General features: G+C 47.6%; 19 protein-coding genes. 14 read left to right on the plus strand and 5 right to left on the minus strand.

Features of this window, described 5'->3' with window-relative positions; all coding sequences use genetic code 11:
* The 6 genes from KDD36_03435 to KDD36_03460 form a co-directional block, all read left to right on the plus strand.
* A partial coding sequence (locus KDD36_03435) for a hypothetical protein (GenBank protein MCB0395678.1) occupies positions 1 to 218 on the plus strand: 218 nt, incomplete at its 5' end.
* Between the two features lie 86 nt (positions 219 to 304).
* On the plus strand, positions 305 to 1,309 hold the full coding sequence (gene bioB, locus KDD36_03440) for a biotin synthase BioB (GenBank protein ID MCB0395679.1): 1,005 nt from the start codon (positions 305 to 307) through the stop codon (positions 1,307 to 1,309).
* 24 nt (positions 1,310 to 1,333) lie between these two features.
* The gene (locus KDD36_03445) at positions 1,334 to 2,470 is read left to right on the plus strand and encodes an aminotransferase class I/II-fold pyridoxal phosphate-dependent enzyme (GenBank protein ID MCB0395680.1); all 1,137 of its coding nucleotides are present in this window, start codon (positions 1,334 to 1,336) and stop codon (positions 2,468 to 2,470) included.
* Between the two features lie 30 nt (positions 2,471 to 2,500).
* Positions 2,501 to 3,139 (plus strand): dethiobiotin synthase, encoded by a 639-nt coding sequence (gene bioD / locus KDD36_03450; GenBank protein MCB0395681.1) that lies wholly within the window; start codon positions 2,501 to 2,503, stop codon positions 3,137 to 3,139.
* Positions 3,136 to 4,431: an adenosylmethionine--8-amino-7-oxononanoate transaminase gene (gene bioA, locus KDD36_03455; protein ID MCB0395682.1), complete on the plus strand. Its 1,296-nt coding sequence runs from the start codon at positions 3,136 to 3,138 to the stop codon at positions 4,429 to 4,431. Before bioD ends, bioA begins: the two co-directional genes overlap by 4 nt.
* A gap of 40 nt (positions 4,432 to 4,471) precedes the next feature.
* Positions 4,472 to 5,224 (plus strand): SDR family oxidoreductase, encoded by a 753-nt coding sequence (locus tag KDD36_03460; GenBank protein MCB0395683.1) that lies wholly within the window; start codon positions 4,472 to 4,474, stop codon positions 5,222 to 5,224.
* Here the strand turns inward: KDD36_03460 and KDD36_03465 are convergent.
* Positions 5,218 to 6,678 (minus strand): hypothetical protein, encoded by a 1,461-nt coding sequence (locus KDD36_03465; protein ID MCB0395684.1) that lies wholly within the window; start codon positions 6,676 to 6,678, stop codon positions 5,218 to 5,220. The genes KDD36_03460 and KDD36_03465 overlap by 7 nt on opposite strands.
* Before the next feature lie 545 nt (positions 6,679 to 7,223).
* Here KDD36_03465 and KDD36_03470 point away from each other — a divergent pair.
* Genes KDD36_03470 through KDD36_03480 form a run of 3 tightly spaced genes read left to right on the plus strand, consistent with a single transcriptional unit; the run spans position 7,224 to position 8,949 of the window.
* Entirely contained in the window at positions 7,224 to 7,808 is a 585-nt protein-coding gene (locus KDD36_03470; protein ID MCB0395685.1) for a sigma-70 family RNA polymerase sigma factor, read from the plus strand.
* Positions 7,792 to 8,076, plus strand: a complete 285-nt coding sequence (locus tag KDD36_03475; GenBank protein MCB0395686.1) for a hypothetical protein — start codon at positions 7,792 to 7,794, stop codon at positions 8,074 to 8,076. The genes KDD36_03470 and KDD36_03475 overlap by 17 nt, the downstream gene beginning before the upstream one ends.
* A gap of 60 nt (positions 8,077 to 8,136) precedes the next feature.
* Positions 8,137 to 8,949 (plus strand): SDR family oxidoreductase, encoded by an 813-nt coding sequence (locus KDD36_03480; protein ID MCB0395687.1) that lies wholly within the window; start codon positions 8,137 to 8,139, stop codon positions 8,947 to 8,949.
* An 83-nt stretch (positions 8,950 to 9,032) separates the two neighbouring features.
* On the opposite strand, the gene KDD36_03485 is transcribed toward KDD36_03480, so the two are convergent.
* Positions 9,033 to 11,615 carry an ATP-dependent Clp protease ATP-binding subunit gene (locus tag KDD36_03485; GenBank protein ID MCB0395688.1) on the minus strand — a complete coding sequence of 861 codons (2,583 nt, stop codon included), beginning with the start codon at positions 11,613 to 11,615 and terminating at the stop codon, positions 9,033 to 9,035.
* Positions 11,616 to 11,887: 272 nt separating this feature from the next.
* Between KDD36_03485 and gyrA the strand changes: the two genes are divergently transcribed.
* A complete protein-coding gene (gene gyrA, locus KDD36_03490; GenBank protein ID MCB0395689.1) occupies positions 11,888 to 14,443 on the plus strand; it encodes a DNA gyrase subunit A in 2,556 nt (851 codons plus the stop codon).
* 55 nt (positions 14,444 to 14,498) lie between these two features.
* Positions 14,499 to 15,632, plus strand: coding sequence for a tetratricopeptide repeat protein (locus KDD36_03495; GenBank protein MCB0395690.1), 1,134 nt, complete (start codon positions 14,499 to 14,501; stop codon positions 15,630 to 15,632).
* A 77-nt stretch (positions 15,633 to 15,709) separates the two neighbouring features.
* On the opposite strand, the gene KDD36_03500 is transcribed toward KDD36_03495, so the two are convergent.
* Both KDD36_03500 and KDD36_03505 read right to left on the minus strand, forming a co-directional pair.
* A complete protein-coding gene (locus tag KDD36_03500; protein ID MCB0395691.1) occupies positions 15,710 to 16,876 on the minus strand; it encodes a hypothetical protein in 1,167 nt (388 codons plus the stop codon).
* Between the two features lie 11 nt (positions 16,877 to 16,887).
* Positions 16,888 to 19,740 (minus strand): insulinase family protein, encoded by a 2,853-nt coding sequence (locus tag KDD36_03505; protein MCB0395692.1) that lies wholly within the window; start codon positions 19,738 to 19,740, stop codon positions 16,888 to 16,890.
* A gap of 237 nt (positions 19,741 to 19,977) precedes the next feature.
* On the opposite strand from KDD36_03505, the gene KDD36_03510 reads away from it, so the two are divergent.
* Positions 19,978 to 20,664: an FKBP-type peptidyl-prolyl cis-trans isomerase gene (locus tag KDD36_03510; protein ID MCB0395693.1), complete on the plus strand. Its 687-nt coding sequence runs from the start codon at positions 19,978 to 19,980 to the stop codon at positions 20,662 to 20,664.
* A 539-nt stretch (positions 20,665 to 21,203) separates the two neighbouring features.
* Here the strand turns inward: KDD36_03510 and KDD36_03515 are convergent.
* Positions 21,204 to 22,049: a hypothetical protein gene (locus KDD36_03515; GenBank protein MCB0395694.1), complete on the minus strand. Its 846-nt coding sequence runs from the start codon at positions 22,047 to 22,049 to the stop codon at positions 21,204 to 21,206.
* Between the two features lie 398 nt (positions 22,050 to 22,447).
* Here KDD36_03515 and KDD36_03520 point away from each other — a divergent pair, with 398 nt between their 5' ends.
* Both KDD36_03520 and KDD36_03525 read left to right on the plus strand, forming a co-directional pair.
* A complete protein-coding gene (locus tag KDD36_03520; protein ID MCB0395695.1) occupies positions 22,448 to 22,879 on the plus strand; it encodes a hypothetical protein in 432 nt (143 codons plus the stop codon).
* A gap of 324 nt (positions 22,880 to 23,203) precedes the next feature.
* Positions 23,204 to 24,244, plus strand: a complete 1,041-nt coding sequence (locus KDD36_03525) for a DUF2911 domain-containing protein (GenBank protein MCB0395696.1) — start codon at positions 23,204 to 23,206, stop codon at positions 24,242 to 24,244.
* The last annotated feature ends 47 nt before the right edge of the window (positions 24,245 to 24,291 follow it).

Raw genomic sequence — 24,291 nt, forward strand, 5'->3', positions numbered from 1 at the left:
CCATGGTGGTGATGAAGCTCAATGACGAATTCCAGGTGCTGGCAGCACTTGGCCTGAGTGCAGAATCCCAGAACCTGATAGGTGGGTCGGTGGATCAGGTCATTCTGGATACTTCCGTGCAGGAATCCAATGCGAATAGAAAAAAGATCAAGGAGCTTTATTTTAATGTGTCGAGGCCGATGACGGAACTGAGGGAGAATCTGCAGAAAAAGGGGTAATCCTGAATGGGTGAAATTTCCTGTCGGTTTACGCCCTTCAGGTTTCGTTGAAATAGCTATCTTTACAGGCGAATCTGAAGCGAGATATGCAAGAAATAAAACATAACTGGAGCCGCGAGGAAATCAAGGCCATCTACGAAAAACCTTTCATGGATCTGATCTATGAAGCGGCATCTGTCCACCGTCAATACCATGATCCTTCCGAGGTACAGGTGAGTTCCCTGTTAAGTGTTAAAACCGGAGGTTGTCCTGAGGATTGTGCTTATTGTCCCCAAGCCGCCCGTTACAATACGGGACTGGAAGCACATAAATTACTCTCTGTAGATAGGGTAGTGGAATTCGCCGGCAATGCGAAATCCAATGGCGCATCACGTGTTTGTCTGGGTGCTGCCTGGCGCGAGGTGAGGGATAACCGGGATTTTGACCATGTTTTGGAAATGGTTCGGCAAATCACCGATATGGAAATGGAAGTGTGCTGTACGATGGGTATGATCACCCAGGAGCAGGCCGACAGACTTGCTGATGCCGGCTTGTACGCATACAACCATAATGTTGATACTTCCGGTGAACACTATGAAAGTATAATCACCACCAGAAAATATGAAGACCGCCTGGAGACCTTGGGCAATGTTAGAAAAGCTAAGCTTTCCGTGTGCTCGGGTGGAATCATCGGCATGGGTGAAAGCATTGATGACAGAGTGGGTATGATCCACACCCTGGCTTGTTTAGACCCTCATCCGGACTCTGTACCTATCAATGCATTGGTTCCTGTTGATGGTACACCCATGGAAGGACGCCCCCTGGTTCCGATTTGGGATATGGTTCGCATGATCGCTACCGCCAGAATTGTGATGCCCGCTTCCGTGGTCAGGTTGTCCGCCGGTCGCACGCAAATGAGTCAGGAAGGTCAGGCGCTCTGTTTCATGGCAGGCGCCAATTCGATCTTTGCCGGAGATAAGTTGTTAACCACACCGAACCCCGCGTTCAATGAGGACATGCAATTGTTCAACGATCTGAACCTGAAGCCCCGTAAAGCTTTTACCCAACCAAAATCACCCGTTACGGCAGACCGGGATGAGGTGTCTGCCTGATCCAACAGGAACTTATAATTTGTTATGTCCGCAGTACCGTCGTCGATCCTGAGAAAATTAAAGGAAAGGGAGGACGTGCATGCATACCGTACATTACGGGCTCCCGTTCCCGGGTGCGCCGACTTCTCATCCAACGATTACCTGGGAATCAATCACCATCACCTTTTGAGAGCATCACCTGATCTGCCTTCCGGGTCTACAGGTTCACGCTTGCTAACCGGCCATTCCAGACTGGCAGAAGGGCTGGAAGAACAGATTGCTGCCTTTCATGGCAATGAGGCTGCGCTTCTGTTCAATGCCGGATACATGGCCAACCTGGCTTTGCTTTCAACCTGTCCGCAACGGAATGATACTGTAATCTATGACGAGAAATGCCATGCTTCGATCAGGGATGGCATCCGGTTGGGTGTTGCAAAGGCTCATGCTTTCAGGCACCAGGATATGGATCACCTGGCCGATCGGTTAAGGAAGGCCACCGGTCAGGCATATGTTGTGGTCGAGTCCATTTATTCCATGGATGGAGATCTGGCGCCGTTGAAGGAATTGGTATCCATATGCGATTCATATCAGGCTTGTCTTATTGTAGATGAGGCGCACGCCTGTGGTCTGAAAGGGGAGAAAGGGGAGGGCAGGGTGCATGCTGAAGGGTTGTCCGGCCAGGTGTTTGCTGTGATATATACTTACGGCAAAGCATTTGGCTGTTCAGGTGCATCCATCGTTACATCAAAAGTGGTTCGTGAGTATCTGATTAACTTTGCCAGGCCCTTTATTTATACTACCGCTATGCCTCCGGTAAATCTGGACCTGATCCGCCAGTCATATGACCATGTGGCAGGCATGCGGGCAGAGCGATCGCATGTGGAAAAGCTGAGCAGAAATCTGTATCAAGCCTTGTCTGATTTGAATGCAGGTATGGTACTGGGTGGAGAAGGGCCACTGGTTTCACTGATTGTGGAGGGAACGTCATTGGTTCGTGCGTTGTCATCGGGATTGATGGACAGGCAAATTGATGCCCGGGCCATGATGCATCCTACGGTTGCGAAGGGAGAGGAACGGATCAGGTTCTGTTTGCATGCATTTAATACAGAAGAGGAGTTAAGCGAATTGGTTTTGGCTGTAAAATCCGTCAGGGAATCGTTATTTTCGGAAACCAAAGCTTAGAACTCTCTTTTCCGATAAAATGAAGTAACAATGAAAAAAGTTTTTTTGACAGGTATCGGTACGGACATCGGAAAGACCCTGGTGTCTGCTGTTTTGGTTGAAGCCTGGCAAGCAGATTACTGGAAGCCTGTCCAAACGGGAGATCTGGCAAATACCGACTCTAAAAAGGTAGGCGCCCTCATCAGTAATAACAGGAGTAAGATTCACCCGGAAGGGATTATGCTCAGGAATGGTATCTCGCCTCATGCTGCTGCACCGATGGATGGTGTGGAGATTAGAATAAAGAATATCAAAATCCCCCGTACGGATAATCTCCTGGTGATTGAAAGCGCCGGGGGTGTTATGGTACCTCTGAACGAGGATGAATTAATGGTGGATCTGATCCAGAAGCTGGATTGTCCTGTGATCCTGGTGTCTATGAATTATCTGGGAAGCATCAATCACACGCTACTGACCGTAGAGTTTCTGAAAAGTAAAAAGATTCCAATTCTGGGCGTCATTTTCAATGATGATACCAACTACCCGGCCTGCGAGGAAATTATCCTGTCCTATACCGGTTTGCCATGTCTTGGACGCATTCCCGGCTTGAAGGTGATTAATCAACAGGCGGTGACCGAACAGGCGGCTCAGTTCACGGGGCTGCGGGATAAATTGTTCGAACACGTATGAGTACAGACAGGGATGTAAAGTACATCTGGCACCCGTACACACAGGCGAAAAATGCCGCGCCGAATGTTCATATTGTAAAGGCGGAAGGCGCCTGGATTGAGGCTGCGGATGGTACCCGCTACCTGGATGCAGGGGCTTCTTGGTGGACCAACATTCACGGCCACAGCCATCCCTATATTGCTTCAAGGTTGGCAAAGCAAGCGGCAACGCTCGAGCATGTGATATTTGCCGGATTTACACATGATGGTGCCATGGAACTTTCCGAGCGCCTGCTCCAACGTTTGCCGGACAATCAGCAAAAGATATTTTTCTCCGATAACGGTTCTACGGCAGTGGAGGTTGCCTTGAAGATGTCTATACAATACTGGCACAATCAGGGAAAGCACAAGAAAAAGTTCATTGCGCTGAGAGGAGCCTACCACGGTGATACCTTCGGTGCCATGGCCGTTAGCGCCAGAGGTGCCTTTACCCGACCCTTTGCAGATCTGTTTTTCGATACCATTTTCATAGATGTGCCACTTCCCGGAAAAGAGGAGGAGGTGCTGCAGAAACTCCGGCATCAGTGTGATATAAATGCGGATGATATCGCTGCATTTATTTTCGAGCCATTGATCATGGGCACCGCAGGTATGGTCATGTATGAATCTGGTGTGTTGGATGAAATGATCGCCATGTGCAGGGAGCATGATATTCTGACTATAGCGGATGAGGTGATGACCGGTTTTGGTCGCACCGGGACTTTCTTCGCCTGCGATCAACTTCTGGAAAAACCGAATATGGTATGCCTTTCCAAAGGCCTTACCGGAGGTGTGATGGCCATGGGCGTAACAAGCGCGACGCAGGAAATTTATGATGTGTTTTATTCGGATGATCGGATGAAGACCTTCTTTCATGGTCACTCGTTTACCGCCAACCCGATGACGTGTGCTGCGGCATTGGCCAGTCTGGATATTTTCGAGAATGAGAAAAGCATGGAGCATGTTGAGCGCATTTCGCTTAACCATGCGACCTTCAGAAGTAAGATACGTCACCATCCCCTGGTGAAAGATTGCAGGCACAAAGGAGTGATCCTGGTCATTGAGGTTGATACCGGTCTTGAATCCGGCTATTTTGATAATATCAGAGACCGGTTGTACGAATACTTTATGGGAGAAGGGATTCTTATGAGACCGCTCGGAAATATCCTGTACATCCTCCCGCCGTATTGTATTTCTGATTTTGAACTCGGTCTGATATATCAATCGGTCGAGGCATGCCTGGACAAGATGTCGGTTCAGATTGCAAATACGTAGACAGTCGTTAGTAGTAAGTAGATAGTAGTTAGAGGTGAATATAGATCTGAGTGGTAAAAATATTCTTCTTACCGGCGCGAGCAGGGGGATAGGGGAGGCCCTTGCCCGGAGCCTGGCCGGTGCCGGTGCACGGGTTTCCGTTCATTATTCAAAAAGTGCGGAGAAGGCGGAAAGACTTGCCGATGAGTTGGGCAATGGTGCCCGGGCATTCTCCGCAGAACTTTCCAATCCCATTGAGACCATCAAGTTGTTTGAAAATGTGGTAAAGGAATTTGGTTCCGTGGATGTCCTGATAAACAATGCCGGTGTTGCTATTCATTCTCCGGTGGACAACTCCGACGAAGATTGGCTCGCCGACTGGCACAGCACCATGAATGTAAATCTCACGGCTATGGCGTTATTGTGCAGAAAAACGCTGGGTCATTTTGAAGAACGTGGTGGTGGCCGGATCATCAATATTGCATCCAGGGCTTCATTTCGGGGAGACACGCCGGAGTACCTGGCATATGCAGCTTCCAAGGGTGGAGTGATTCCCTTTACCCGGTCAATTGCCAGGTATTATGGTAAAAAAGGGGTGAAGGCATTTGTGGTTGCGCCGGGATTTGTCCGGACGGATATGGCGCAGGACTTTATGGATGAATATGGTGAGGATTTCGCTTTGAATGATATCGCACTTCCCAATCTGACAACGCCCTCGGACATTGCTCCGTTGGTCACCTTTCTTGCCAGCGGTCTCGCGGATCATGCGACCGGAGGAACGTTTGATGTGAACGCCGGAAGCTACGTTCACTGATTGCCCGTCTCGGTTTTTGTTTTGATCCATTCCCGGATGCCACTGACTCTGACCATGATCTTATCTGAGCTGTTGCTGTAAGCGATATTCTCAATATCCATTGTGAACTCTGTCAAAAGCCGCTCGGGTATTTCAGGGAAATTCTTCCCTTTGAGCACCTTCTTAAAAAAACGCAACGTCGCTTCCTCCAGTGGATAAAGTTTTCCTTTTTTGCGAAACATGGTCTCAGCAGAAGACAAGGTGGATGTTAATAAGGCGTGATCTCCTGACTCGTAGTGCAGTAATATGGTGAGGTACTTGATGTGAAGTGTTCCGTCAAAGCGGGTTCTCAGTACCTTATCGTTTAGAAAGAAATGGCAATACGCCTGGGCTTCGCGGTACTTTCCCATTGAAAAATATATAGCACTGATGTGTCTGTAGATAAGTGATTGAATGGAAGAAGGCAGGAATTTGCGGGCACCTTCTACCTGGCGCGCCATGCTTTCCACCTCTGCAAGTAATTGTTCATTCTTTTCCCTGAAATTCCAGGACAACCCTGTTAATACCATGATTCTGCCTTGTCTGATCCACTCCATGTTCTCACTTCGTGCTTCAATGGTCTGGATCTTTTCAAGTGTTTCATTGATCGTTTGATAGGCGTCAACCGCTGGAGCAACAAGTCCCATGTGGTATAGCGCCTTGATGTACAAGGCCTGGTTTTCGTAAATCCAGCCCGGGTGGGTATGTTCAAAAAGGGCGACGGTTTTTTGGATGTACGCTCTGGCTTTTGGTATATCAGGGTCTACATAGCCATGGATACCATACCATATGTAGTTGTAATATATAAGTGCTTCGGTAGACAAGGCATTGGACGGATCTGCCAGCAATGGATGTTGGGATACCGCTGTCGTTTCCCGTTCCGTACCTGCAAATATTCCCCAGTGAGATACAACATGGGCCAGTTTGAAATAGAGGCTTTTATACTGACTGAGGTTTTCCAGTACTTCGAAGCTACGAACCTTTAACTTTAACAATTCCTGAATGCGGGCTTCGCTTTCACCTTCCTCCACCTGGATATCAACCAGCGCCTCATCCCACTTGGCGATGGCAATCAGAAATTCGTGTTTCTCATATTGCGACGCGAGCTTTTGGGATTTCTTCAGGATCTTTCCCGCTTCATCATACATGCCTTTCATGGCCAGTACCTCTACCTGGTCCAGCAGGTCCCTTATTTGTAAGCTGGCGGATGATTTCTTGTGAAAAGAGGCCAGGGACCTTAGTAACTGTTCGTACAGAGTGTGCCGTAATGTTGGCAGTTGCCGGAGAAAAACCTGGCTGGAAACATCCCTGGATAGAGGAGTTCTGCGATCTGTTCCACGCTTGTCTATGAGATCGAAAAGGAGAATGTAATTGCCCTTGCCTTTTTGATTGTGTTGTGCATTAAGCTTGAAGTACCGTTTTTCACTTTGTGTCATTGACTGTACCAGCCTTACGAGTGGGGAATGTTGTGACTTTCGGTGGATAGCCATTTCATTTATGTGGTTGATAATTAATATTTTCTTTTGTAAGTTTGTACCGAGCGTAGAGTGTGATTCCTGCTTTGATGTGTGGATTGAGAACTGCAGCGATTGCTCAGGATGTATTCCGCAATGAACCTAAGTGGTATCGCTTTACCCTTGACGCTAAAATATTAATCAGGCACATCTCATTCCGGTTATTTACCTGTTTTAACCGGTTGGGGGACCATAACGGAAATGTTTTTGTTATCGTGGATGTTGATGGCACGCCACCATATGGATTTCTCTGAAGCAACTCTACCACCGCACCTACCTCTTCAGGGCCATATGCCGGCAACCTACACTCTACCCATCACCGATGCACAGGGATGCCAAGCCCTGGCATCGGCCACGGTGACAAAATAATTTGCCCGGAGTATCCCACATCTTTTGATGCCTGTTGTGCACTGTGTTCCTTTTTACCATGTTTGTATTATGATGGAGGAAACTCAGTCTGCACGCCTTTGAATAAGCACCACAAATCCAGGGAAGAAATTCTGAAGGAACACGCCGAGATCCAGGCTGCGCAAAAGGATCCCAAACGGTTCGGTGTGCTGTATGATCGTTACTTCAAGGTGATCTTTGTGTTTGTTTTCAGAAGAATGGCCGATGCTGATGCCAGCGGAGATGTAACAGCCAACGTTTTTATGAAGGCCATGATCGGTTTGAAAAAGTTCAAGGCAACCAGGGTTCCGTTTTCTGCCTGGTTGTTCAGGATTGCCATCAGTGAGATTGCGCAGTACTACCGAAAGAGCAAAAAGGGCCAGCACGTTGTTTTGGATGAGACCATTGCCATGCAGATGCTGAATGAGGTGGATGAGAATGCCGACAATGAAGAAGTCCGGGTGGCCTTGCTAGATGCGTTGTCCCGCCTGGATAGAATGGATTCGGACATTGTTGAGATGCGTTTCTTTGAGGGTTTATCTTTTAAGGAAATCGGTGAAGTATTAGGAGTGAAAGAGGCCGCCGCTAAAATCAGAACTTACCGGATTCTCGAGAAAGTTAAAAAAACCATTACTTTGAAAAGGAATCATGGATCAGCCGGGTAAGAAATATACCATAGGGAAGGACCGGCAGGAAATGTCGGAGCAGGATATGCTGAAGTATAAGGACTTCGGGAAGCTGACGCATAATTACCAACGCTTCCACCGGAACTTTCATCGTAAGCCTTTGTATAAGAATCCACGATACTTTATTCTACTGGTGATCGCCCTTCTTTTGCTATGGATCATGTCGGAATGGTCCGAAAAGACAAAGGAGCAGCCGGTGAAACCCGGGGTTGAAAGTCCGGAGGTGCCTGCAAACGCAAATGAATGACGCCTGTATCCCAGATTCAAATATTTCCATTAGGTTTGTCCTTTCTAAAAATTGACACAAATGGGACATTCATTGTTACAGGGAAAAAGAGGAATTATATTCGGCGCACTGGATGCCAATTCCATCGCCTGGAAGGTGGCGGAGAAGGTTTATGACGAAGGTGGCCGGTTCACATTGACCAATGCGCCCGTTGCATTGCGTATGGGTGCGATCAGCGAGCTGTCGGAGAAATGCGAAGCCAAACTCATTCCCGCCGACGCCACCAATCTTGAAGACCTTGAGAAACTGTATACCGAATCCATGGATGCGTTGGGAGGTAAGATCGATTTTGTGTTGCACTCCATTGGCATGTCACCGAACGTGCGAAAAGGAAAGCCATACACCGATCTTAACTATGACTTCTTTCTGAAGACCCTTGATATTTCGGCTTTGTCATTTCACAAGGTTATGCAGGTGGCTCGCAAGCTGGATGCACTGAACGAAGAGGCATCTGTGCTGGCTTTGTCATACATTGCAGCACAACGGGTATTTCCGGATTACAATGACATGGCCGAAGCCAAAGCCGTGCTGGAGTCTATCGCACGTAGCTTCGGTTATCATTATGGCAAGGAGAAGAAGATCCGGGTGAATACGATTTCACAAAGTCCCACCATGACCACAGCCGGTTCAGGAATATCAGGATTCAATGCATTTTTCAATTATGCACAGAGCATGTCTCCGCTGGGCAATGCGTCAGCGGACGATTGCGCCAACCTTTGTGTAGTGATGTTCTCTGACCTGACCCGTATGGTGACCATGCAGAATATTTATCATGATGGCGGCTTCTCTAATGTGGGAGTGAGCAAGCAGGTCATGGATATTTTTGATAAGTAATATTGGTTGACAATTTCTGACGGCCTAATATCTGACCGTCTATATGTCTATAAAAAAAAGGGAGCGAAATCGCTCCCTTTTTTTTACTTGGTGTTTTCACCTGATTCATTCTCGGCTTCCGGTTCTTCAGACTTGCCTTTTGTTTTCTTCTTGGCAGGTGCTTTTCCTTTCACGGCTTTCACCACGATCTCGTCTTTGTCCTTGTCGTATGAGATCTGGACCTTATCACCCTCTTCCAGTTTTGCCTGGATGATTTCCTCTGCCAACGGATCTTCCAGGTACTTCTGGATGGCACGCTTCAGGGGACGGGCGCCGAACTGAAGATCAAAACCTTTCTCGGCAATGTAATCCTTGGCTTCCGGGGTCAGTTCAATCTGGTATCCGATCTTTTCAATACGGTCGAATACCTTTTGAAGTTCCACGTCAATGATCTTGTGTATATCCTCTCTGCTCAGACTGTTAAAGAGAACTATGTCATCAATCCGGTTCAGGAACTCAGGTGCGAATGTCTTTTTAAGCGCATTCTCAATCACACCTTTTTCGTGTTCGTTGGCACCTTTTTGTTTTGCGTCCGTGCTGAAGCCGACACCTTGTCCGAAATCCTTCAACTGACGTGATCCAATATTGGATGTCATGATGATGATGGTATTCTTAAAATCCACCTTACGTCCGAGGCTATCGGTCAGCTGACCATCATCAAGCACCTGCAGAAGAAGGTTGAATACATCCGGATGGGCTTTCTCGATCTCATCAAGCAGCACAACACTGTAAGGTTTGCGTCTTACCTTTTCAGTAAGCTGTCCGCCTTCTTCATAACCCACATATCCGGGAGGGGCTCCTACGAGTCGGGATACAGCAAACTTCTCCATGTATTCGCTCATGTCAATGCGGATGAGTGCATCATCACTGTCGAACAGGTTCTTGGAAAGTTCTTTGGCCAACTGTGTTTTACCAACACCGGTAGGTCCCAGGAAAATAAAGGTACCGATCGGTTTGTTCGGATCTTTAAGTCCGGCGCGATTACGCTGTATGGCTTTCACCACCTTTTTGATCGGGTCTTCCTGTCCGATGACTTTGCCTTCCAGGTCAGCGCCCAGGCTCAGCAGCTTGGTGCTTTCGTTTTGCGCGATCCGCTGAACGGGAACACCGGTCATCATTGCAACAACCTCAGCTACGTTCTCTTCTGCAACTGTTTCGCGATGAGAGCGCGTTTCCTCTTCCCACTTCTTCTTGGCGGTATCGAGTTGTTCGTGCAGTTGTCTCTCCGTGTCACGCAGCTTGGCTGCTTCCTCGTACTTCTGGCTGCGCACCACGCGGCTCTTTTCTTCCTTGATCTCTTCGATCTTCTTTTCGATCTCGATCACCGCCTTGGGTACGTTGATGTTGGTGATGTGAACACGTGAACCGGCTTCATCAAGTGCATCAATTGCCTTATCCGGCAGGTGACGGTCAGTGATGTAGCGGGCGGTTAGTTCCACACATGCTTTAATGGCATCATCCGTATAGGTCACATTATGATGATCCTCGTATTTTTCCTTGATGTTGTTCAGGATCTCTACGGTCTCTTCCGGAGTGGTGGGATCAACCAGCACCTTTTGGAAGCGACGGTCCAGGGCGCCATCCTTTTCGATATACTGGCGGTACTCATCAAGGGTGGTGGCGCCGATGCACTGGATCTCTCCGCGCGCAAGTGCGGGCTTGAACATATTGGATGCATCCAGGGAGCCTGAAGCACCTCCGGCACCGATGATGGTGTGAATTTCATCAATGAAGAGGATCACATCCGGAGATTTCTCCAGTTCATTCATGACGGCTTTCATGCGCTCCTCGAATTGTCCGCGGTATTTGGTGCCTGCCACAAGGGAGGCGAGATCAAGGGTCACGATCCTTTTATTGAAAAGTACCCGTGACACTTTACGTTGGATAATGCGAAGGGCCAGGCCTTCGGCGATGGCTGATTTACCTACACCGGGTTCACCGATGAGGATCGGGTTGTTCTTTTTGCGACGGCTGAGGATCTGTGAAACACGTTCGATCTCTTTTTCACGACCTACGATCGGGTCCAGACGCCCTTCTTCCGCAGCAGCGGTAAGGTCACGTCCGAAGTTATCCAATACGGGGGTTCGTGATTTCGTGTCTCCTGATTTCTTGCCGCTTGGACCGGCATCGAAATCATTGTCCTGATCGTCATCATCGTCAGTGGGGTTGCCGGGAAACTCGGCGCGTGGGTCAGATAGTAACAATTCTAATTCGTCTTTAACGGTTTCATAATCCACATCAAACTGATGAAGGATCTGTGTGGCGACATTATCTGTATCCTTCAGTATGGAAAGCAGCAGGTGTTCGGTTCCGATCATGCTGCTTTTAAAAAGTTTCGCTTCGAGATAGGTGATCTTCAGGGCCCTTTCCGCCTGTTTGACCAGTGGGATGTTTCCGGAGGGAACCACTTTTTTGCTGCTTCCCTTGATGGTGTTTTCAATGGCCTTTCTTAATTCGATGGGATCTACATCCAGGGAGCGCAGGATCTTCATTGCCATACCCTCACCTTCGCGTATGATACCCAACAAAAGGTGCTCGGCACCGATGTAATCATGCCCTAACCGCAGGGCTTCTTCCCGGCTGTAGGTGATCACATCTTTGACCCTTGGTGAGAATTTGGCTTCCATGACGCTATATTTCGCTATTGGTTACAGTCTTTTTTTCTTTAACGCCCACCCGTAATAAACTGTTACAGGATGTGCGTGACCGATACCGATTCGCTGGTATCCAAAAATAAGGCTGGCAGTGCGTTTTGCCCTGTTTTCCAGGCCTATAATTATCAACAAAAATTTGTTAGTAATTTGTTAGGATTTTTTACCTGCCCAGGCAGCTGCTTTTCCTTATCTTCACGCTAATTACAACAAATTTCGTGCTAAATAACAAATAATGTCAAAATAACATGGAAGGAGACGGAGAAAAAATTGTTCGGATCAATATAGAGGAGGAAATGAAGACCGCCTACATAGATTATTCTATGTCGGTCATTGTGGCACGTGCCCTCCCGGATGTCAGGGATGGATTGAAGCCCGTGCATCGGAGAATTCTTTTCGGAATGCAGGAACTGGGCGTGCTTTCCAATCGCCCTTATAAGAAGTCTGCCAGGATCGTCGGGGAAGTCCTCGGTAAGTATCACCCGCACGGGGATACTGCCGTGTATGACTCGATGGTGCGGATGGCTCAGACCTGGTCGTTGCGTTACCCGCTGGTTGACGGTCAGGGTAACTTCGGTTCCGTCGATGGCGACAGCCCGGCAGCCATGAGGTATACCGAGGCACGTCTTCGCAAGATCGCCGAAGAAATGCTGAGTGACCTGGATAAGAACACGGTTGATTTTCAACTGAACTTTGATGACTCGCTGGAAGAGCCGACCGTACTGCCCACCCGGATACCCAGCTTGCTGGTCAACGGTGCATCCGGTATTGCCGTGGGTATGGCTACGAACATGCCGCCTCACAACCTCACAGAGGTGATCAATGCCACCGTAGCTTATATCGACAATCGTGAGATCACCGTGGAAGGGATGATGGAGCATATCAAGGCGCCTGACTTCCCGACGGGAGGGATCATCTACGGTTATGAAGGAGTGAAAGAAGCATTCGAGACCGGCCGCGGTCGTGTTGTAATGCGTGGAAAGACGGAGTTCGAATCCATGGATAACGGCAAGGAACGCATCATCGTGACAGAGATTCCTTACCAGGTGAATAAAGCGGAGATGATACGCAAGACCGCCGAACTGGTCAACGAGAAGAAAATAGATGGTATTACCGATATAAGAGATGAATCCGACCGCAATGGTATGCGGGTGGTTTATGAACTGCGCAGGGATGTGATCCCCAACGTGGTTCTTAATAAACTCTTTAAGTATACAGCACTTCAAACCTCCTTCGGGGTGAACAATATCGCGCTGGTGAAAGGCCGTCCGGTGATGCTCAATCTGAAAGATATGATCGTGCATTTTGTGGATCACCGCCATGAGGTGGTGATTCGCAGAACACAATATGAACTGGATCAGGCGGAGAAAAGGGCACACATCCTCGAAGGATTGCTGATCGCCATTGATCACCTGGATGAGGTGATCGCGTTGATCCGTGGATCGCATACACCGGAAGAAGCCCGTGAAGGGTTGATGTCCAGGTTCCAGTTGTCAGAAATTCAGGCACGCGCGATCCTGGATATGCGTCTCCAAAAACTGACCGGTCTTGAAAGAGAGAAGGTGAAGGAAGAGCATGCGGAACTGATGAAGATGATCGCACACTATAAGGAAGTGCTGGCCAACGAAGATCTCCGGATGGGTATTATCAAGGAAGAACTGATTGAAGTCAGGGATAAGTATGGCGACAAACGTCGGACACAGATCGAATACGCCGGCGGCGACATGCGCATTGAGGACATGATCGCTGATGAGGCGGTCGTGATCACCATCTCACACCTGGGTTATGTAAAACGTACTCCGCTCACCGAATACCGTGTACAAAACAGGGGAGGTGTCGGGTCGCGTGGAAGTAATACCCGCGATGAAGACTTTTTGGAGCATATGTTTGTGGCAACAAACCACAATTACCTGTTGTTCTTTACCGAACAGGGTAAATGTTACTGGTTGCGTGCCTACGAGATACCTGAAGGCAACAAGGCTTCCAAAGGCCGGGCCATTCAGAATCTCATCAATATTGCACAGGACGATAAGGTGAAGGCATACATTAATGTGAAGGATCTGAAGGATGAAGAGTACATCGCGAATAATTATATCGTGATGTGTACCAAGCAGGGTGTGATCAAGAAAACCACCCTGGAAGCGTATTCCCGTCCGCGTCAGAATGGGATCAATGCCATTACTGTCCGGGATGGAGATCAGTTGCTGGAAGCCAGACTTACCAATGGTACCAGTGAAATTCTGATCGCCGTTCGCAGCGGACGAGCCATTCGTTTCAACGAATCCACCGTTCGTCCTATGGGCAGAAATGCATCCGGTGTGAGAGGTATCAAGCTCGATGGAAAGAAAGACGAAGTGATCGGTATGGTATGTGTCGAAAATCCAACGGATACGATCCTCGTTGTTTCAGAAAAAGGCTATGGAAAACGTTCACCGATAGAAGACTACCGGATCACCAACCGGGGTGGTAAAGGTGTGAAAACCCTTAACATTACGGATAAGACCGGTGACCTTATCGCCATTAAGAACGTGACCGAGGAGCACGACCTAATGGTAATCACCAAAAAAGGTATCGTGATCCGCTCCAGTGTAACTTCACTTCGTGTGATGGGCCGGGCCACCCAGGGCGTGCGTATCATAACCCTTCGGGATGATGAAATCGCAGCCGTAGCCCGTGTTGAAGCGCTTGAAGAAGAGGACATGCTTGAAGATGGTGTTACAGAAACAACGGTGGAAGGGTCTGCGGAAGATCAACAATCTCCAGATGCGCCGGAGCCGGACAATAATGAAGAAGAAAATGAATAGTGACAAAGGGGAGGGGTAGCCCTCCTCTTTGCTTTAATCCCCCAAACTCCAAACTATGAAGTACATTTTGATGTTCACACTGGCTATGGTGGTAACATTGTCAGGTAATGCTCAGATGGGCAAGGTTTATACGGCATACGGCCACTTGCAGGAACAACAACTGGATAAAGCCAAAGCGGCCATCGATGAAGCAACAACCCATGAAAAAAGCAAGGATCATCCGAAGACCTGGCTCTACCGCGGACAAATATATGCCCTGATACAAGCGCATCGCTCAACCGAAGGTCAGTTTAAAGATTTGGATGACCAGGCACTGGAGAAGGCCTATGCATCCTTCTTACGTTGCAAGGAGCTGGACCAAAAAGGCTCCTTTGAAAAAGACATTGCCAAAGGGCTGGATGATTGCAGACGTGGTTATTTCACCGAAGCGGCAGCAGCACTGAATGGCGGTGATTACCCCAAAGCGCATGAGCTTTTCAAGAAAACAGTAGAAGTATCCGATCTGATTGAGTTCAGTGATACCAACTCATATTTTTACGGCGGCCAGTCTGCATATCTGGCAGAAGATTATAAGGGTGCCATTGCACTGCTTACCCGTGCCTGTGATCTGAAGATGAAACAGGGTGAGTGCTGGAACCTGCTGGCTTCAGCTCACTGGTTTAACGGAGATACCCTGGGCTGGAAGAATACGGTGGAAAAGGGAGCGGAGCTTTATCCCGAATATGGTGGACTCATCACTCAGCTGGCCAGTTACTACGTGATCAATCAGAAGTATCCTGAAGCCAAGGAAGTTTTACATAAGGCCATTGAAAAATTCCCTGACAATGAGGAGCTATGCTACAATCTGGGTGTGGTTTACGATAACCTGGAAGAAGTGGATAATGCCAAGACCTACTATGAAAAGGCGATCGCGATGAAACCGGATTACTTCGATGCGATCTATAACCTGGGCGCCATGTATTATAATTATGGTGTACGTATTCAGAATGGCGCCAACGATATCAAGGATGTGAAGGCATACAACAAGGAAAAGGCAAAAGCGGATGAGACTTTCAAGAGTGCGCTGGTGTATTTTGAACAAGCTTATGCACTTGACCCGAACGACCGGAATGTGCTTGTGTCGCTACAGCAAATCTATACCCGGCTTGGGAAGAAAGATAAACTGGCGGAGATTGAACAACGCCTGTGATTTTAACAGGAAGGTCATGAAGCAAAAAAAGACGTGCAGCACTTGCACGTCTTTTTTGTTTTGTAGGAAGTCTGTTGTTATTTGTTCTGTAGTTCTTCCAGTTTTGCTTTGACCGCGTTGTATTTGTCATCCTCTTTGGTGCGGATATAAACCTTCTTCAGCAGGTCAAGTACTTCGGTGTTTTCCGGCTGCATGCCCTGAACCCTTTCAAAGCTACCGGCGGCTTCCTTGAATTTTGCATCGGCCTTGGCTTTGGCAGCTTCATACTTTTTCAAGTCTTTGATTGCATTCGCTGTTTCAATCAATGTGCCGGCTGCGTTATACTGTGCAATACCAAGATCAATCCAGTAGTCGGCGTTGCCGGGATCCAGTTCGGCGGCTTTCTTCAGATCCGCTTCCGCTTCCGCTGCTTTGTCGTCTTTCTTTTCCAGTAACTTTCCTCTCAGGTAAAGCAGATTGGCGGCTTCAGGATCGTTGGCGAGTTCTTCATTGAGCTTGGAAATGAGATCATCGGTCCGGTCCATTTTTACATACAGATGCACCTGTTGTGTAATGAGATTCTTGTCTGACTCGAAAAGCGCACGACCTTTTTCTACGTACTTCAATGCTTCCTCCAGGTTATTTTCCTTGTAGAACAGGTTGCTCATGTCAAGGTAAATGGATGGATCGTTGTAATTCATATCCATCAATTTCTGAAGATACTCCTTGGCCTTGGCGTTGTTATCTGCACGCATGGCGGCGCTATAGCAGTTGACATAAATGTTCTTGTCGGAAAGATTTGATCTGGCCAGCGACTTCTGATTGTCATAAGGAACGATCTTCAGAATGGATAGCCAGAGGGCCTCTGCTTCATCGCTCTTGCCTTCATTCAATTTGTCGATGGCTTTGTTGTTGATCAGGCCGGCGGAGGAGATCAGCATTTGTCTCATTTCCTTGGTGTATAGTTCCTTATCGTCCACATCAATGCAATGCATCGTGGCTTCGGCAGCTTTCTCAATGGCATTTGGATCCAGGTCACTTTTCTTCTGATGGATATCATAATAGACCTTGGCGCGGTAATACCACATCTTGACATGGTTTGATGTGCTTTCATTGGCAGCCGCGTCATCAATGGCCTTCTTCGCCTCGGCATAACGTTCGCTCCGTAGCATATTGTTGGCGGTTTGCACGTTGTTCATCTGTGCAAATCCACTTCCCGTAATAGCCGTGGTTAATACGATTGATAGGAGATTCTTTCTAAGCATTACTTGATAATTTAAAGTTTGATTTCCTTGACCTTTCCGTAGCCCAGCGCTTCCAGGTCCTTCTTGATGCGATTTTTGTTTCCAACAATTACGATGACCATGTGATCAACCGGCAGGTGTTCTTTTGCCAGCTTGTTTATCTCATCTTTGGTCATTCCCTTCAAAATCTGTGCCTGTTGTGATGTGTAGTCCGCCGGAAGTTTGTATTCCAGGATGTTGGAAAGAAACCTGGCTTTCTGGTAAAGCGTCTCGTAGCGTCGTGCATCGCTTTGCAGCAGGGAGTTCTTGGTGAACTCCAGCTCCTCATCCGTGATGCCACTTTCACGGTATTTCTTGAACTCTTTCATGAATTCAACCACGGATTCATCGGTCACATCTGTTTTTACACTTGCACCAGCCATAAATACACCTGGTTCCTTTCCGGCCTGGAAGTTTGAGCGGGCTCCGTAGGTGTACCCTTTGTCTTCGCGGAGATTCAGGTTTACCCTGGAGTTGAATGCGCCGCCCAGTGCAAAGTTCATGATGGTCTTTTTGTAGTGTTCGCCCAGGGCATCGTAAGGGTCGATCGGGTAGCCAATGGAAATCTGTGAGGCAGTGGCGTAATCTTTATGCAACACATATATTTCCGTGCCTTCCGGCAGCTGGGGTTTCTGAACTTGCGGGATCTGCACCTCTTTTCTTTCCCATTTCTTCAGGAATTCCAGTTTGGGGAGTACATCTTTCTGGGGGAGATCGCTAACCACCACAAGACGTGCAACCGATGGCGAGTAGTACAGATTATAGTATTCTCTGACATCGTCCAGGGAAATCTTGTCCACGTCATCATAGGTGCCGGTAAAGAAACGTCCCAGCGGCGAATCATCGCCATACAGCACTTTCATAAATGCTTTTTGGCTCAGGGTTGACATATTCGACTTCTGGTTTCTGATTGATTCCAGGGCCTGTTTTTTGGAGCGTTTGAAGTCATCTTCCTTGAAGCCGGGTTGGAATAACTTTTCATCCAGTAATTTCAGGGTTGCATCCAGGTTTTTGGTTGGTGTTTCCACGAAAATGCTTGTGCCGTCCTCGCTGCTGCTGAAGTTGATGGATGCGCCGAGCTTATCCAGTTCTGCGCTGATCTGCTCTGTGGTATGTACAGCGGTGCCTTCGTTCAGGATACTGGCGGTAAGCATGGCTGTTCCATCGCGGAATTTTTTTCCGTCCTCCAGCAGGTGACCGCCATCCATATTAATAAGGATGGCCGTTTTTGGCATTTCGGTAAACTGTGTGCCGATCACGCGGAGGCCATTGATGAGATCCTCGTTATAAAATGAAGGAACGGTGACCGGTTTGGCCGCGCCAGAGGCCGGACGTTTGCTCCGGTCGAAGTTGTCTTTTGGTGGATTGTAGCTCAGGTCCTTGTATTGGTCTTCTTCCTTGTGTTCAACGTTGGCGTAAGGGTTTACGCTTTTGCTTTTGGTTTCATCCTTTTCAACAGCGGGTGGGGCAGGAGCCACATTCACGAAAGTTGCCTGACGGCCCTTGATGTATTTGTTGAACACGCGGATGAGGTCTTCGCGGGTGACCTTTTCGTAGCGCTCAATCTCTTTATTAAGATTAAAAGGACGGTCGCCGAGCAACATTTGCCATTGGGTCAGGTTTGATGCTTTGGAGGAAACCGATCCCATCACGTCAACCAGTCCGGACACGGTGTTTGCCTTTACACGGGACAGGGCATCGTCTGTGATCTCCGCTTCAAACTCATTGATACATTCGCGGATCAGACTTTCAATTTCGTTGAAGGTCAGGTTGGGGTAGGCCACGACCTGGATGGCAAACTCACTGGCCAGCTCACCGCTGAAGTTACCAACGACAGCCTGAATGGCTTTCTCGCTCTTTACGAATTTACGGTAAACGATAGAGTTGTTGCCGCCTCCCATGATCTGGGAGAGGAGATCCATCGCAGGTTCATCCTTATGATAGTTCTTGGGGCCGGGAAACGCCATGATGGTGAAGGGCAGGTAGACATCGTCCTGGATATTGGCGTATTTGTCCACCGGCAGGATCACCGGATCGGTCTTCATGGGGTAAACGTCCGGACCTTTGGGAATAGGGCCGAAATATTTGGCCACCATGGTCTTGACTTCTTCCGGGTCGACGTCCCCTGCCACGGTGAGGATGGCATTGTTGGGGCCGTACCAGCGCATGAAGAAATTCCTGAGGTCGTTGACATCCGCACGGTCCAGGTCATCCACATAGCCGATGGTAGGCCAGGAGTAAGGGTGTGCGTAAGGGTAGAGGTTCTGACACAATACCTCGTACACCATGCCATAAGGTTGGTTTTCCTGGTTTTGTGATTTTTCGTTTTTAACGGTAGCCCGTTGGTTCTCGAATTTTTTCTGGGTTACGGAATCCAGCAGAAAGCCCATCCGGTCTGCCTCCAGCCATAACATGGTTTCGAGTTGATTGGAAGGTACGGTCTCGAAATAGTTGGTGCGGTCGCGGTTAGTGGTGCCGTTCATGGTGCCGCCGCTTTCGGAAACGATCTTGAAATGTTGCTCATCGCCTACATTTCGGGAACCCTGGAACATCATGTGCTCAAAGAAGTGTGCGAATCCTGATTTACCAAGGCTTTCGCGATTTGAACCGACGTGGTAGGTGACCTCGACGTGCACCAAAGGGTCGGAGTGGTCTTCATGGATGATCAGGGTGAGTCCGTTCGGGTAACGCCATTTCTCATAGCCAATGACGAATGAAGATGGATTGGCTGCGGCCTTTTCGATCAGTTGCGGACCTGAAGCGGCATCCTGCGCTTGTATGTGGATGGGGGCAATGATGGCTGTTAGCAACAGCAGCGCCGGCATCCATTTGTTAGGGTGTAGCATAATAATGAAAGGTGTTGCGGGTGATTATGTTGTGTACATCAACGGTTGAGTACTGCCGGCTGCAAATATAGGAATCCTGTATTATTAAGGAAGATTTTCACAATTATTAACAGCAGTGTGGGCTTGCATGTGGTAGGGATGCGCTCGGAAATTCCATTCAAAACATTAGCTTTGCCGTCTACCTAAAAAAACAAAAGGAGAATGAAAAATCTATTATATGTTGGCGGATTGGCTGTGATGGCGCTGTCGGCATGCAACAATGGCAAAGAAGCGGAAGTTGCGATTGACCTGAACCAGGAAGCGGATAAAGTCAGTTACAGCATTGGTGTAAACATCGGAAAGAGTTTGCAAATGCAGAAAGCTGATGAATTGAAACCTGAGATCATTGCAGCAGCGATGAAGGATGTCTTTGCCGAGGCGGAACTGAAAGTTTCAGAGGATGATGCCAAGCAGGCACTGCAGACTTATTTCGGAGCCAAGGAACAAGCGATGAGGGCTGAGCAGGAAAAGGAAATGCAGGTTGCCGGCCAACCGGCGCTGGAGAAAGGACGTGAGTTCCTTGAAGCAAACAAACAGGAAGAAGGTGTTGTGGTTACCGAAAGCGGACTGCAATATAAGGTCCTGAAAAAAGGCAGTGGTGCAAAGCCAACCGCCAGTGATATGGTAAAGGTGCATTACACCGGCACGTTGCTTAACGGCAATGTGTTCGATAGCTCCGTAGAGCGTGGTGAACCAGCTATCTTTGCGGTAAACCAGGTGATTCCCGGGTGGACTGAGGCGTTGCAACTGATGCCCGTTGGTTCAAAATGGAAGGTGTTCATTCCCGGTGACCTGGCTTATGGTCTGCATTCACCAACCCCTAAGATCGGTCCCAATGAAACACTGATCTTTGAGGTTGAGCTGATCGAGATCATGAGTAAGTAAAAACTGAAATATATAGGTAGACTTGATAACGTCTACCTGAGATTTAAACCAGCGTTCGAAAGGGCGCTGGTTTTGTTTTAACGGTTTACGGTTTACGGTTTTAGGTTTAAAGTTTAAGGTTGACGTACCGTATGGTATTTGTTGTCCTGGGGTTGCAGTTTCTAGTTTCTGGTTTCTAGTTTCTGGTTTCTGGTTGGCGTCACATATCACCAAGTCATACATCACCAAGTCACACATCACCAAGTCACACATCACCAAGTCACACATCACCAAATCGTACATAAAAAACTGTGAATCTGGTTTATATGATTTCTGTAGCAATAAACACTTTAACAACAATCGGGCATTGGAAAGCCGGATTTATGCCCTTGGTCAGTGGGGAAAAGGCGAATGCTTACGAGAAATGGAGGAAGGGAGATGTATTGAGATTATGTGTAGCTACGGAGAATCAGGAGATGACTGTAAACACTGGGGAGTTTGGTTAAAATTAAAACTTAACATAATATTAATTATGGGACATTTATGTAGTGAGGCTAATGCTACCTGCCAAAGTTACCCCAAGATCTGGTGGTCCACTTCTTTCTCTTTCGGCTTTGAACGACATGGCCCTTTTTGTCGTATCGGTTAATGGTAATCATCCTGCAATATTTAATAGGGTAATTCTCCTTTAGTAGCGCAATGTTGTAAATCTTTTCTTTTTTCAATCGATTTTGAGAATCATAGTGCCTCCAAGTTCCGTCTTTCATTACGCTATCACTAAAACTCCAATTCTTTAAAGTATCCTTTCCATTGTTAACAACAACTGTAAAGTCAAAAGCGCTATAGTTGCCAACAGTTTTAAGCCGGCCGTTGCGTTTATAGAATTTCACATCTCCACAGAATCCGGAATAGTAGCCTTTGAAACCCTCATATCTTAAATGTCCTTGCTTGTTATATATCACTAAATAACGGTATTGATGATCCATAATTTGTCTTTCCATACCATTATTTGATCCCCAATAACTATACCCTTTGTTAAATAATATGCGTTTGCATTTCCTCCAGGATATTCTTAATTGGCTGGCTTTAACAATTGTGGTGTCTGGGATTTGCTCTTGACTTCCGCAATACACATTTTTCTCAATTAACTGCGCGCAAGCAGGTTTGGATAAGAGAAGTAATATTGCGATTGGCCTGATCCACATGGTTGTTTTATAACGCATTTTGAAAAATAAGATACAGATATAGTTTGAGGGTTGTGTCTTGTGGCTCCTCCCTGTATAGAACACACTTGTTACTTTTGCAATTTCACAACCCCATCCCCATGATCCTCGAACTCTCCATACTCCAGGTAAAAGACGACCAGGAAGAATAACTGGTTGGTAGTTTGTGGTTTGTAGTTGCATTGCCCGCCATAGCTTTAACGAAGGAGGGGGAGCCTTTCTTGAAATCTTATGAATCTGAAGTTTTCAGGGACAGGGTGGTTTAAGGTTTAAGGTCTAAGGTTGACGTACCGTATGCTGATCGCTAGGACGGAGAACCACAAACAAGAAACTATAAACCACAAACTACAAACTACAAACCCGTTTGACCGTCCGCAAAACTACCTAACCCTTGCCCTTAAACGCTTTGCGGGTTACAATGTGTTAATTTTCATACATTTACGTGTAGATATGCAACCTTTTCGTTATATTGGTCGTCTATATAGTGTAGTTTGCCGATAAAATAAAGCGGTACAGAATACAAACAGGTGCCTCCGATTAACTCTCCAATTGGCAGGAGAGGTCCGTGAAATTACTTACTTATGGCTAAACGTTTGACGGCGGTCCGTGAGGAAACCGCAACACTGATACGTACAGACATCCATCAGATGGAACTCACTGAGGAAGGTATCCTATATATAACCGCCAGCAATCCCGAACTGGACCACATTGATGTGTCCAGACAGCTCGTGGATGAAATGGCTTGGGGGTTCGCGAAGCTTGCCAACGGTATACCACGCCCAATGCTCTTTGATCTGGACTCAAGATATGTGTCTATTAACAAGGATGTAAGGGAGTACATCGCATCCCATCCATTGATCAACAGGGTGAAAAAGGCGGAGGCGATTGTCACCTCTTCACTTGCATCACGACTCATCGTGAATACCTACCTCACCATCAATACCCCACCACGTCCCGCCCGCATGTTCAAGGATGTGGAGTCTGCCAAAAAATGGCTGAGAAAATTCCTTTGATCATTCCCTTCCCGTAGTTTCCCATCTTCATTCTTCATTCTTAATTTTTCTCTGTGTAACTCTGCAAGGTCTCTGCGGTTCTCTGTGATAAGCAAAAAATATTAACACAGAGTATACGCAAAGAAGGCACAAAGAATACAGAGCAATCCACAAAAGAAATTTCTCTGATCATTCCCTTCCCGTAGTTTCCCATCTTCATTCTTAATTCTTCATTCTTAATTTTAATTCTTAAAGATGCATCGAAGATGCAACCCGATCATGCTTCATTCGTCTTTTGCATGATTAACTTTGCATCACTTAATTCACTAACATCAACCCAACCCCATGAAAAACTCAGTAGCTTTATGGCTATGTGGAGCGGCATTGTGTTTCTCATCCGCTTTACATGCCCAACAAAATCTAACCCAGCCGCGCGCCAGTCAGGCAGCATCTGTGAGTCAACGCATAGGTCTGCTGGACGTAACGGTAAACTATAGCAGTCCCGGTGTAAACAAGCGCACCATCTGGGGCAGTCTTGTCCCGTACGATCAGGTATGGCGTTGTGGTGCCAATGAGAACACCACCGTTACTTTCAGTCGTGATGCCATGGTGGAAGGAAAATTCATTGCAGCCGGGACCTACGGCTTGCACATGATCCCCGGCAAGGAACAATGGATGGTGATCTTCTCTACCGACAAAGATGCGTGGGGAAGCTTTGCTTACAACAAGAACAATGATCTGTTCAGGGTATCCGTAACGCCGGTAGAAACCACCTTTCACGAGTGGCTAACCTATGAATTTCCGGATCGCCAGGCGGACCATGCGACCCTTTCATTGAAATGGGAAAAACTGGAAGTGCCCATCCGGATCTCGATCAACCTGAAAGAGCAGGTACTGGAAAACATGAAGACAGAGTTGACCGGGCTTGCCCAGTTCTCATGGCAGGGCTGGAATCAGATTGCCAACTACTGTGCGGCCAACAATATTCATCTCCATGAGGCACTTGGCTGGGTGGATCGTTCGATCAACCAGAACAAAAATTATAATAACCTGATGACAAAGTCATTGGTGTTAAGACAAATGGGCAGAATAGATGAAGCCAAACAGCTGGCCAAGGAAGCCATGCCACTGGGAACCGAGCAGCAGGTGAACACTTACGGTTATCAATTGATGGGATTGGGACAGGTGGATGAGGCGCTTAGCGTTTTTCAGGACAACGTGAAGAAGAACCCAAAGTCATGGAATGTGTATGATAGTCTGGCAGAGGCCTATGGTAACAAGGGCGACAAAGCCAACGCAATCAAGAACTACAAAAAAGCATTGGAGATGGCACCGGAGAATCAGAAGGCGCGGATACAGGGGATTCTGGATGATCTGCAGAAATAGTTAACACTAGTCGTGTTGAGAAAAGGGAATCCATTGGGGTTCCCTTT

The sequence above is a fragment of the Flavobacteriales bacterium genome, assembly GCA_020435415.1.
Classification (GTDB): Bacteria; Bacteroidota; Bacteroidia; order JACJYZ01; family JACJYZ01; genus JACJYZ01.

What these genes read in the sequence shown, in the direction of transcription:
- bioB (MCB0395679.1), top strand. Translation starts at nt 305, where the DNA reads ATGCAAGAAATAAAACATAACTGGAGCCGCGAGGAAATCAAGGCCATC.
- KDD36_03445 (MCB0395680.1), top strand. Translation starts at nt 1,334, where the DNA reads ATGTCCGCAGTACCGTCGTCGATCCTGAGAAAATTAAAGGAAAGGGAG.
- bioD (MCB0395681.1), top strand. Translation starts at nt 2,501, where the DNA reads ATGAAAAAAGTTTTTTTGACAGGTATCGGTACGGACATCGGAAAGACC.
- bioA (MCB0395682.1), top strand. Translation starts at nt 3,136, where the DNA reads ATGAGTACAGACAGGGATGTAAAGTACATCTGGCACCCGTACACACAG.
- KDD36_03465 (MCB0395684.1), bottom strand. Translation starts at nt 6,678, where the DNA reads ATGACACAAAGTGAAAAACGGTACTTCAAGCTTAATGCACAACACAAT.
- KDD36_03475 (MCB0395686.1), top strand. Translation starts at nt 7,792, where the DNA reads ATGGATCAGCCGGGTAAGAAATATACCATAGGGAAGGACCGGCAGGAA.
- KDD36_03480 (MCB0395687.1), top strand. Translation starts at nt 8,137, where the DNA reads ATGGGACATTCATTGTTACAGGGAAAAAGAGGAATTATATTCGGCGCA.
- KDD36_03485 (MCB0395688.1), bottom strand. Translation starts at nt 11,615, where the DNA reads ATGGAAGCCAAATTCTCACCAAGGGTCAAAGATGTGATCACCTACAGC.
- gyrA (MCB0395689.1), top strand. Translation starts at nt 11,888, where the DNA reads ATGGAAGGAGACGGAGAAAAAATTGTTCGGATCAATATAGAGGAGGAA.
- KDD36_03495 (MCB0395690.1), top strand. Translation starts at nt 14,499, where the DNA reads ATGAAGTACATTTTGATGTTCACACTGGCTATGGTGGTAACATTGTCA.
- KDD36_03500 (MCB0395691.1), bottom strand. Translation starts at nt 16,876, where the DNA reads ATGCTTAGAAAGAATCTCCTATCAATCGTATTAACCACGGCTATTACG.
- KDD36_03505 (MCB0395692.1), bottom strand. Translation starts at nt 19,740, where the DNA reads ATGCTACACCCTAACAAATGGATGCCGGCGCTGCTGTTGCTAACAGCC.
- KDD36_03510 (MCB0395693.1), top strand. Translation starts at nt 19,978, where the DNA reads ATGGCGCTGTCGGCATGCAACAATGGCAAAGAAGCGGAAGTTGCGATT.
- KDD36_03515 (MCB0395694.1), bottom strand. Translation starts at nt 22,049, where the DNA reads ATGCAACTACAAACCACAAACTACCAACCAGTTATTCTTCCTGGTCGT.
- KDD36_03520 (MCB0395695.1), top strand. Translation starts at nt 22,448, where the DNA reads ATGGCTAAACGTTTGACGGCGGTCCGTGAGGAAACCGCAACACTGATA.
- KDD36_03525 (MCB0395696.1), top strand. Translation starts at nt 23,204, where the DNA reads ATGAAAAACTCAGTAGCTTTATGGCTATGTGGAGCGGCATTGTGTTTC.